Genomic DNA, 10,918 nt, shown 5'->3' with positions numbered 1-10,918 from the left:
CTTGCCCGTCAACTCAGCTGGATTAATACTGGGATTTAAAACTTCTACCGACGTAATGCACGGCAAATCTGGCCGCACATCATTGATCAAATGCACCAACAAATCTGGCGCTTCAGCAAAGATGCGTTTAAACACATAGTCATTACGGGGGTCTAACAAATCGAAATTTTGCATGATGATCATCCTGATCTTTATATTGTTTATCCTTTAAAGGCAGCAGACCCAATTCAATGGCTGAACTTACTACCTAAACTTTAATGCTTTTAAAAAGCCAAGTACACCACAACACTCTCAAAGGCACTCTACCCATCACTTTCAGAGAGTGCATGCCGCATGGATGCGGCATTCAAGCCTACACGGACGTATTCACGGCAGCTCTCTGGAAGGGGTGGGTAGAATGCCTATAATGAATACAGTGCCTATATTAACCCAGCGGCAGTTCCTATCGGTTAGCGACCAGCCACCATCCGGCTTTCCGATGACATGCTCAGATCTGAACTGCCACCAGTTTAATAAAAAACACGCTACCCATAACGAAAATACCTACACAATAACAAAGCCCATCAAACCATCCACCTGCTCAAAGAACAACCACCCCCACCAAACCCGCGCCCCACATATGACCTAAGCACAAATACACCTCAAACCCACACACTTATTCACAGCTACTGTGCATAACTATCGCCAGCTCAACTTATTTATTAACCGTAAAAATCCCCTTGTCAACGGCCCCACAATCCATAATACTGTACATATAAACAGTATAGGAGACAGGGCTATGAACATCCCCCCCTTAACCCCACATCCAGAACAACACACGCACCAGCTAAAAATACCGCTCTTTTTAGAACGCGTATCCGCAGGATTTCCCTCTCCTGCACAAGGCTACGTAGAACACATGCTCGACCTCAACCAACTCTGTGTACAACACCCTAGCGCCACTTTTTTTGTTCGCGTACAAGGTGACTCAATGATCGATGCAGGCATTTACGCCATGGACATCCTCATCGTTGACTGTTCTCTCGACGTCAGACACCAAGACATCATCGTCGCTTCACTTGATGGAGAAATGACCGTCAAACAATTCGAACAACACCCAAAGCCCAGACTCGTACCCTGCAACCCCGCCTACCCACCTATTGAAATCAACGAATCACATCAATTTGAAATCTTTGGCGTCGTGACCAACATCATTCGAAAAATCACCCGAGCAAGCGCCAACCCACACAAGAAACAGCCCCTCAAAACACACCCTTTACACACAGATAAATGAAGCCAGATGCCTAGAAAACCTATCTTTGCGCTGGTGGACTGCAACAACTTCTTTGCCAGCTGCGAAACACTCTTTCGACCCGACCTAAAAAACAAACCCTTAATCGTCCTCTCCAATAATGACGGGTGCGTGGTCGCACGCTCAAAAGAAGCGAAACAGCTTGGCATTAAAATGGGCGTGCCCTTTTATCAAATCAAAGACCTCGTCAACCGCTACCAAGTTGCTACGTTTTCGAGCAACTATGCCCTCTACGCAGACCTATCTTCGCGTGTCATGTCGGCATTGGAAACACTCGCACCACAGGTCGAAGTCTATTCAATTGATGAAGCCTTCCTCGACCTCACGGGCATCGACAATCTAACTTCTCTCTTCGACTTTGGCTTAACACTAAGGCAAACGCTCCAACAGTGGACAAAAATCATCGTCTGTGTCGGCATCGCTCCAACCAAAACACTGGCTAAGCTTGCCAATCATGCCGCCAAGCACTACACCAAAACACAAGGCGTCGTGGATCTGACCACCCGAGAAAGGCAGCAAAAACTCTTGGCCTTAGTGCCTGTTGGCGAGGTATGGGGCATTGGTCGAAAGCTGACCCAACGTATGGAAAATGAAGGTATTCACACAGCCTTAGATCTTGCAAATGCCAACCTGCACTATATTCGAAAACACTATTCAGTGGTTGTGGAACGCATTGTTCGAGAACTCAACGGCGAGTCATGTTTGCCTTTAGAAAGCATTACGCCAACTAAACAACAAATTGTTTTCAGCCGTTCATTTAGCCAGCGTATTCATAAATTCGCTGCCATGAGAGAAGCAATTTCAGACTACACAGCACGGGCCGCTGAAAAACTGCGTAAAGAACAGCGTTATGCCAAAATGATTACTGTATTTATGCGCACCAACCCTTTCAATCCATCGGAACCTCGCTACGCACCATCACGCAGTCTTGAAATGACTATTCCCACCGATGATACCCGTGAGCTAATCAAAGCATCGCATGCTCTGTTACAGCAAATATGGCAAGACGGCCACCGCTTCATGAAAGCAGGCGTGATGCTCTCTGACTTCTATGAGCCCGGCATCTATCAACCTAGTTTATTCGACCCAGCAACCCCGCATGCCAACTCCCAAACGCTAATGAAACTGCTCGATCAAGTTAACCACAGCTCAGCAGGACGCTTGTATATTGCAAGCCAAGGAATGCGTAAAGATTGGTCAATGAAGCGCCAAAAACTATCCCCCAGCTATACCACACGCTGGGAAGACATTCCTTGGGTGGTCTAGCGTCGAAATCGATTGAAGCACTTAAATGCATCCAGATTAAAATTCTGGCTTATCATTGATTTAAGTCAATATTTTTTATAAATCCCGTACTAAAGAAGCAATGTAATCCTGTCAAAAAACTGCAATAATTCGGAAAATCTGCGCTTCATTTTAAATGAATAGCCGCAATCAAACACACCTCCTAGCACTCCTCTTTCTGATGCATTAAGGATTAAAATGAGCATTGTCCAACGCGTCTTTATTGGTTTCACTCTGTTAATGCTATTTATGTTAACACTATCCATTTTTGGAGTCGTAAAAGTCACACGTGTCGATCAAGTGCTTTCTAATGTGAATGACTATGATAGCCGCAAACAACGCTACGCGATTAACTTTCGTGGCAGTGTACATGATCGAGCAATTTCATTACGCGATGCTGTTCTTGTTTTTGATGCCGACGAACGCCAAAAACATTTAAACGACATAACGCGTTTAGATGCTTTTTATCAAGACTCCGCCCGCCAGCTTGACGCATTATTTCTTGATAAACAAAATGTTACAGCAGAAGAAGAGCGATTACTAAAAATTATTAAAGACATTGAACGCCGAACACTCAGCTTGACAGAAGAAACGCTCGATATTCTCAATGACAGTCATTTTTCAGCTCAATCCTTCCTCATGGATGAGACAGCCAGTGCTTACAGCGATTGGCTTGCCGCCATCAATGCATTTATTGACTTTCAAGAAGCAAAAATACAAGCCGAGGTTGCTTTTGTCCGTAATGAAACAGGTGGTTTTCTGACCATGATGTTGTCCATAACGGCTATCGCGATTGCGGTGGGTATTTTCATCGCCTACCGAACTCTGCGAAAGCTTAAGCTTTTGATTGGTGGTACGGCAGAAAGCGCCTCTGAAATTATTCAAAAGTTTGCTCAGGGTGATCTATCTATACGCACCCACTCAACGAATGCAGAAAGCATTATGGGTTCAATTGACAAAATGGCTGAAGATCTTTCCAGAGTCATCCGCCAAATGACCAAAATGGCGAATCGTGTGGCCAGTTCATCTGCCGAATTATCACAACTGTCGAACGAGAATGAACGAAAAATTGAAGCTCAAAAAGATGAAACCTACAAAGGTGCCTCTGCAATTAGTCAGATGTCACATGCGGTTCAGGATGTTGCCCGTTTAACACAAGACGCAGCGGATCTCGCAAAAAATGCCAACTTGGAAACTGAAATTGGCGATCAAGAAGTTGCAAAATCAGTCAGTTCCATCACTCAACTCTCGAGCCATGTTGCTGAGGCCTCAGTTGTTATTCAAGAACTTGAACAAGACAGCAAACAGATTGGCAGCGTTGTTAAAATTATTGCCGACATTGCGGAGCAAACCAACTTACTTGCTTTAAATGCGGCCATTGAAGCTGCGCGAGCGGGTGATCAAGGGCGTGGATTTGCCGTGGTCGCAGATGAAGTCCGCTCACTGGCGAGCCGAACAAAGGACTCAACCATCAACATACAAAACCTGATCAACAAATCACAGCAACAAACCGCAAGAGCCGTTACCGTCATGCAAGAGGGCTTAAATCAAACCACCGTCTCTGTGGAACAAGCTAAACATGCTCGTGAATCCATCCGAAAAATACGTGAATCCGTTGCCTCAATTAGTGATATGAATATTCGTATTGCCAGTGCGACTGAAGAGCAATCAGCAGTTGCCGAAACGATCAATGAAAACTTTGGACGTATTACCTTGACTGCCGAGTCTTCGATGGTCCTTTCAGAGCAAATCGTTAAGGCCAGTGAAGACCTATCACACCTTGCCAACGATTTAAAATCGGAAATACATCGCTTCAAACTGTAAGTTTTTGACACCCTTCTCACAGCCAAGTGCATAAAGGAGATAGCTTACAGGGATGTTGCAAAGGATATTGATCATTCGTTCAAACCTTCTACGATTGAACGAATGATTTTTTTCATTTGACACAAGAACGTTAATCACTTCACAAAACCATCACGCAACTGAAACAAACCTTTAACATTCAATCACTAATGTCTCCTGACTTTAAATCACTTTAAAAACTGGGCTCAATCATAACAAGATCCCCCAGACAACCAGTGCACGTCAGGAGAGAAACATGCGTTCATTCAAAACCTTTGCGCTCAGCACACTCATGCTCAGTGTGTCTTTGGCTGCCGGTACCGCTCAAGCAAAAACGTCAGTCAACTGGTGGCATGCCATGGGCGGAGAGCTTGGCGAAAAACTTGAACAAGTTGCTAAAGACTTTAATGCCAGCCAAGATGAGTTCGAAGTGATTCCGAGCTTTCGTGGCACTTACACTGAAACCATGACAGGTGCAATTGCGGCCTTCCGTGCACGCCAACATCCACATATCGTTCAGGTATTCGAAGTGGGTACGGGCACCATGATGGCAGCAGACGGCGCAATTTATCCGATTTACCAGTTGATGGCCGATCACGATAAAACATTTGATAAAGACGCCTACCTTCCAAGCGTCGTGGGTTACTACACAGACCCAAATGGCAACATGCTCTCTTTCCCGTTCAACTCTTCCACCCCCATCATGTATTACAACAAAGATGCCTTTACCAAAGCGGGATTGGATAGTGATAACCCTCCCAGCACTTGGGCAGAGATGGTCAGCGCATCAGAAAAACTGCGTGAGACAGGTGCAAGTAACTGCGGATTCACGACCTCTTGGCCAAGCTGGGTCATGCTGGAAAACTTCAGTGCCTGGCACAATTTACCTTTAGGCACTCAGGCAAATGGTTTTGAAGGGTTTAACACAGAACTCACCTTCAATAATCCACAGGTCGCTCGTCACTGGGATAATTTAAAAACCTGGCAGGACGCAGGTGTATTTAAATGGGGTGGCCCGGGTCCTGGGCCTGATGCAGCGCCTTTGTTCTACTCAGGTGAATGTGCCATGTTTTTTGGCTCATCGGCCAGCCGCTCAGGTGTACTCGCTAATGCCAAGTTTGATGTCGGTTTCGGTTTTCAACCCTACTACGATGACGTAGAGGGCGCTCCCCAAAACAGCATTATCGGTGGTGCAACCCTATGGGTTTTACGTGGTCATGCTGAAAAAGACTATGCTGCCGTTGCCGCCTTCTTTGAGTACCTCTCACAAGCAGAGATTCAGGCAGATTGGCACCAAAGCACGGGCTACCTCCCTATCACTCAGGCGTCTTATGATCTCACTCAGTCTCAAGGCTATTATGACGCCAACCCAGGTGCAGATACCTCAATTAAGCAAATGACATTGAACGCACCAACTGAAAACTCAAAGGGTTTACGTTTCGGTAATTTTGTGCAAATCCGCGACATCATCTCTGAAGAAATGGAAGCCGTAATGACTGGTCAAAAAACAGGTCAAGCAGCGGCCGACTCTGCTGTACGACGCGGCAATGCCTTACTGCGTGAGTTTGAAGCGGCTAACCGTTAATTGAATACTCTCATTCAACCCCCGTTGCATCGCACGGGGGTCTTTTTTTAGCTCCAGGATCACTCAACGATGCAAACGAAACGCATGACGTTTAATCACCGCTATCTGCCCTATTTACTCTTGGCACCGCAAGTGGTTGTAACGCTCATCTTCTTTGTCTGGCCTGCTTCTCAGGCTCTCTACCAGTCATTACTTCGCCAAGACGTGTTTGGCTTTAAAACAGAATTTGTCTGGTTTGATAACTTTACTCGCCTGTTTGCTGATGATCAGTATCTTCAAGCCCTCAAAGTTACGCTTACCTTTTCGCTAGGCACCACGCTTTTATCCATGAGTGTTGCTCTGCTTTTTGCCGTATTAGTCAATAGGCTTATCCGCAGCCGTGATGTTTACACGACTTTTCTGGTTTGGCCTTATGCGGTGGCACCTGCGATTGCAGGCATACTCTGGTGGTTTATTTTTAACCCCACACTTGGCATCTTACCCTATGCACTGGACATGCTTGGCTATCAGTGGAATCACCGTGCAAACGGCAATCATGCAATGCTATTGGTGATCATTGCCGCTGCTTGGAAACAAATTTCGTACAATTTTTTGTTTTTCTTAGCAGGCTTACAATCCATTCCACAATCGTTAATTGAAGCGGCTGCCATTGATGGTGCAAAACCCTTCAAACGCTTTTGGACGATCGTGTTTCCGCTCCTGTCCCCTGTGACCTTCTTTTTATTGGTCGTCAACGTCGTGTATGCCATGTTCGATACCTTTGGTGTTATCCATGCAACAACCGAAGGTGGGCCTGCTCAAGCCACCAATATTCTTGTTTATAAGGTGTTTAGAGACGGGTTTATTGGCATGAATTTAGGCTCATCAGCAGCTCAGTCCGTCATTTTAATGGCCATCGTCGTCCTGTTGACCGTAATTCAATTTCGTTACATTGAACGTAAAGTTAATTACTAGGCATCCTTATGGTTGAAAACAATTCTTGGTCACGCTTCATGACACATTGCATCCTTATCCTAGGGGTTGCACTGGTGGTGTTTCCTGTTTACTTGGCGGTGATCGCATCGACACATGAAGCAGGCACATTTTTAAGTGGCACCCTCCCCTTATTGCCAGGCTCCCAAGGACTTGAAAACTACAAACAAGTCTTATTTGAAGGTCGCTCGCGTGCAGGAACGCCTCCTCTTCATACGATGCTCTGGAACAGTTTCGTAATGGCAATGACCATCACGATCGGCAAACTGCTGGTTTCCTTGCTGTCTGCATTTGCAATTGTGTATTTTCGTTTTCCATTTCGCATGTTCTTTTTTTGGGTCATTTTCTTAACCCTTATGCTACCTGTCGAAGTTAGAATCGTACCGACGTTTCAGGTGGTTGCAGATCTAGGCATGCTCAATAGTTTTGCAGGTTTATCCATCCCACTCATTGCATCGGCTACGGCCACTTTCTTGTTTCGGCAGTTTTTCATGACGATTCCAGAAGAGATGTTAGAAGCTGCACGCGTTGATGGCGCAGGTCCTTTGAAGTTTTTTAAAGATATTTTGCTACCCCTATCGATCACCAATATCGCTGCCTTGTTTGTCATCATGTTTATTTACGGCTGGAACCAGTACCTCTGGCCACTCCTAATCACCACCGATCCAGAGTACTACACCATTGTAATGGGGATACAACGCATGGTGACAGGCGCCGATGCAGAACCCTTGTGGCACCTCGTCATGGCGACGGTGGTCTTAGCCGCCCTCCCACCCATTTTAGTGATTTTATTTATGCAGCGTCTTTTTGTGAAAGGCCTGACGGAAACAGAGAAGTAAACCATGGCATCTATTCAAATAAACCGCTTAGGAAAAATGTACACGGGCGATGTGAAAGCCGTATCAGAGATTAATTTAACAATCAAAGACGGTGAATTTATTGTACTCGTTGGCCCTTCAGGCTGTGGAAAATCCACTCTATTACGAATGATTGCAGGCCTAGAGAGCATCACAGAAGGCGATTTATTTATTGGCGAACGACGCGTCAATGATCTCGAGCCATCTGAACGTGACATTGCGATGGTGTTCCAAAACTATGCGCTGTATCCACACATGACTGTCTACAACAATCTAGGCTATGGCCTTAAGAACCGTGGATTTTCTAAAGATGAAATTAAAACACGAGTAGATGCGATTGCTAAAATGCTAGAAATTACGCCCTTCTTAGAGCGTAAGCCCAAAGCCTTATCGGGCGGACAAAGGCAACGTGTGGCCATGGGGAGAGCCTTGGTTCGTGAACCCAAGGTGTTTTTATTGGATGAACCTCTATCCAACTTGGACGCGAAGCTTCGTGTGCAGATGCGTTTAGAAATTAAACAACTGCAAAAGCGTCTGAAAACCACCTCTCTATATGTGACTCATGACCAGCTCGAAGCCATGACCTTAGCCGACCGTTTAGTCGTATTAAATCAAGGCCGCATTGAACAGGTCGGCAGTCCTATGGATGTATACAACCGTCCAGACACTCTATTTGTTGCGCAGTTTATCGGTTCACCCAGCATGAATCTTATCCCTATTACTGAGTTTCAACAGAGCGATAACCAACATCTATTGAGTCAATTACCTGCAACAACCGATATTCTAGGGATACGTCCAGATCAACTGCTGCTGTCTAGACCCAAGGAAGATGCTCTGTGTTTGGACTGTCAAGTCGGGTTATTTGAGCCTGCTGGAGCAGAAAGCCATTTATACGTCAAAACACCCTTGGGTCAGGATTTAACACTACGCGTCGACATCGATCCTCAGGTGCATGAAAATCCCCGATTAAGCGTGTATATTCCGCTCACTAAAGTCCATCCATTCAACCAATCCAGCCAACGGCGCACAGATATTCAATAACCGAAAATACTCGTGATTGCTGGCTTACTGATCGCGCATTGTGGCTCTGCTGCAATTGCGCTCATACAGATACTCTATCTACCTTCATCGCACCAATGGAATGTCTAGGCAAAACTGGGTACCTTTACCCAGTTCGCTGCTCACTTCAATCGATCCCCCCAATATCCCCTTCACCAAATTGAACACAATACTCAGCCCTAGACCCGAACCGCCTTGGCCTAAGCGCGTTGTGAAAAAAGGATCAAATATGCGCCCCAAATGATCTGGAGAAATACCCTTGCCGTTGTCTTCGAGAGTCAATAGTAAACGCTCGCCTTCTTGTTTGGCTTGAATCAGTATGGCTCCTGACTCACCCTCAGAAAAGGCATGTAAAATCGCATTGTTGATCAAGTTGAGTAAAATCTGTCCGAGCGGGCCGGGGTAGCTATCCAGGCGAATGGAGTCGGGAATCGATGTTGAGACCTTCACGCTCGAATGGCGCAGGGTCGGCGCCATCGTCAACACTATTTCTTCGACGACCTCACTCAATAAAAAGGAACGGCGCTGATAACTGGTTTGATCGACCGCTACTTGTTTAAAGCTGGAAATCAGTCGGGCGCTTTGATTCAGGTTTAAACATAATATTTCACTGCCTTTTTTGACAAGATCCGTATAGCTTTGCAATTCCGACTTCCGTAATCCTTGCTGAAGTGATTGCTCAAACTCCTGACTTTTCTCCTTTAATGTACTCGACATCATTAAAGCATTGCCTATCGGGGTATTCAGCTCATGGGCAACCCCGGCCACCATCGCGCCTAAACCGGCCAGTTTTTCGGATTGAACCAGTGATTCCTGGGTCGATTGTAAATGGTCCAGCGTTTCCTGCAGGACTTGCGTTCGTTCAATTACGCGCTGCTCAAGTTCTGAATTAAGAGTGCGCAGTGAATCTTCTGCCTGAACACGAGTACAGACTTCGGCCTCTAGATCCTTGGTTTTAGACCGTAGCTCAAATATTAAATCGCGTAATTGTCGTGTCATTTCATTAAAATATTGAGCCAACATAGACAATTCATTACGACCTGATACTTCAATTTGCTGGTCTAAATCCCCCTTAGTTACAGATCGGACACCCGTCAATAACTGGTCAAGCGGTTGTGTAATCCTACGACTGAATTGAATCCCGAGCACAACAGCCACACAGAATGCCAACAACACACCTACGAGCATCCAAATTGCTTTTTCTCTCGCTTCGGAGAAGGCGTGGCGGAAGCTCTGTTCCGAATACAGAACATAGTGCCTATTCTCTAATGACAGCAAGGCCTTGCCTATAATGGCACGGTGACCATCCACACCCCGACTCACATATACGCCCTCATCTAGATGAAAACGTTGCTGCGCTAACACCACCGAAGGATCTTTGTGAGCGACCACACGGTGATCATCAGACACTAAAAACACCGAAAACTGTGACTCTCTTGCTTCCCTTGCCATAATATCCCAGATCGCTTTAAAGCGCAGAGATACGACAATAATGTGGGTCATGTTTCCAGTCACCACATCCTTCACAGGTATGGCGATTAAAATACTGGGTTCGCCGGTCGTGCTGTTATACACAATATCGCCAAAATAACTTTTTTGTGTTCGAACCACATCGCCTAAGGCCGCGTGAATGAGTCCGGAATCACTCAACCCCTGGCTTTGCGAATACAAGCGGTGAGTGTGGAAAAGATAGGTTTTATCAGCCGCGTACAGCGCAATAAAGTCATGTGTTTTTTTCCAATGAAAAAACTCAAATAAAAGCTCAGACTGAACCGATAAGGGTTGACGCTCGAAATCACTGGATATGACTAACAACTCAAGGTGTCGAACAGAGCGTTTCAACAACTCTTTAACCTCTTGACTGACGCGTTGGGCCACTTGCTGCTGTGTCACCAACACCAACTGGCGTTGGGAATAAAAAATGTGATAGGCCGCTACACTGCCGACAATGGTGAGTGCAATCAACGAGACCGATAAAAAGGCCAATGCCATTTCTTGTTTGAGCCGTTTTCGCAATCGAGCAACCAT

8 protein-coding genes are annotated in these 10,918 nt (G+C 45.8%); 7 read left to right on the top strand and 1 reads right to left on the bottom strand.

Features of this window, described 5'->3' with window-relative positions:
* The first annotated feature begins 778 nt into the window (after positions 1–778).
* From umuD to ugpC, 7 genes are all read left to right on the top strand, one after another.
* Complete coding sequence (gene umuD / locus F5971_RS16500) at positions 779–1,273, top strand: translesion error-prone DNA polymerase V autoproteolytic subunit (protein WP_051514232.1); 495 nt, start codon at positions 779–781, stop codon at positions 1,271–1,273.
* Between the two features lie 6 nt (positions 1,274–1,279).
* Positions 1,280–2,557 (top strand): translesion error-prone DNA polymerase V subunit UmuC, encoded by a 1,278-nt coding sequence (gene umuC, locus F5971_RS16495; protein WP_281348340.1) that lies wholly within the window; start codon positions 1,280–1,282, stop codon positions 2,555–2,557.
* Between the two features lie 216 nt (positions 2,558–2,773).
* On the top strand, positions 2,774–4,399 hold the full coding sequence (locus F5971_RS16490; protein WP_193496121.1) for a methyl-accepting chemotaxis protein: 1,626 nt from the start codon (positions 2,774–2,776) through the stop codon (positions 4,397–4,399).
* A gap of 310 nt (positions 4,400–4,709) precedes the next feature.
* Positions 4,710–6,002, top strand: a complete 1,293-nt coding sequence (ugpB, locus tag F5971_RS16485; protein WP_420329336.1) for a sn-glycerol-3-phosphate ABC transporter substrate-binding protein UgpB — start codon at positions 4,710–4,712, stop codon at positions 6,000–6,002.
* A gap of 69 nt (positions 6,003–6,071) precedes the next feature.
* Positions 6,072–6,956, top strand: coding sequence for a sn-glycerol-3-phosphate ABC transporter permease UgpA (gene ugpA, locus F5971_RS16480; protein WP_193496119.1), 885 nt, complete (start codon positions 6,072–6,074; stop codon positions 6,954–6,956).
* An 8-nt stretch (positions 6,957–6,964) separates the two neighbouring features.
* Positions 6,965–7,813, top strand: a complete 849-nt coding sequence (ugpE, locus tag F5971_RS16475; protein WP_036508637.1) for a sn-glycerol-3-phosphate ABC transporter permease UgpE — start codon at positions 6,965–6,967, stop codon at positions 7,811–7,813.
* Between the two features lie 3 nt (positions 7,814–7,816).
* The gene (ugpC, locus tag F5971_RS16470; RefSeq protein WP_193496117.1) at positions 7,817–8,872 is read left to right on the top strand and encodes a sn-glycerol-3-phosphate ABC transporter ATP-binding protein UgpC; all 1,056 of its coding nucleotides are present in this window, start codon (positions 7,817–7,819) and stop codon (positions 8,870–8,872) included.
* An 84-nt stretch (positions 8,873–8,956) separates the two neighbouring features.
* Here ugpC and F5971_RS16465 read toward each other — a convergent pair whose 3' ends face one another.
* On the bottom strand, positions 8,957–10,918 hold the full coding sequence (locus F5971_RS16465; RefSeq protein ID WP_193496115.1) for a sensor histidine kinase: 1,962 nt from the start codon (positions 10,916–10,918) through the stop codon (positions 8,957–8,959).

The organism is Nitrincola alkalisediminis (assembly GCF_009821115.1).
Classification (GTDB): Bacteria; Pseudomonadota; Gammaproteobacteria; order Pseudomonadales; family Balneatricaceae; genus Nitrincola; species Nitrincola alkalisediminis.
The sequence above is the reverse complement of the archived record's forward strand: the minus strand, read 5'-3'. Positions and strand labels throughout refer to the sequence as shown.

Excerpts from the sequence above, each read along its gene's own strand:
- umuD (WP_051514232.1), top strand. The coding sequence starts at position 779 with ATGAACATCCCCCCCTTAACCCCACATCCAGAACAACACACGCACCAG.
- umuC (WP_281348340.1), top strand. The coding sequence starts at position 1,280 with ATGCCTAGAAAACCTATCTTTGCGCTGGTGGACTGCAACAACTTCTTT.
- F5971_RS16490 (WP_193496121.1), top strand. The coding sequence starts at position 2,774 with ATGAGCATTGTCCAACGCGTCTTTATTGGTTTCACTCTGTTAATGCTA.
- ugpB (WP_420329336.1), top strand. The coding sequence starts at position 4,710 with ATGCTCAGTGTGTCTTTGGCTGCCGGTACCGCTCAAGCAAAAACGTCA.
- ugpA (WP_193496119.1), top strand. The coding sequence starts at position 6,072 with ATGCAAACGAAACGCATGACGTTTAATCACCGCTATCTGCCCTATTTA.
- ugpE (WP_036508637.1), top strand. The coding sequence starts at position 6,965 with ATGGTTGAAAACAATTCTTGGTCACGCTTCATGACACATTGCATCCTT.
- ugpC (WP_193496117.1), top strand. The coding sequence starts at position 7,817 with ATGGCATCTATTCAAATAAACCGCTTAGGAAAAATGTACACGGGCGAT.
- F5971_RS16465 (WP_193496115.1), bottom strand. The coding sequence starts at position 10,918 with ATGGTTGCTCGATTGCGAAAACGGCTCAAACAAGAAATGGCATTGGCC.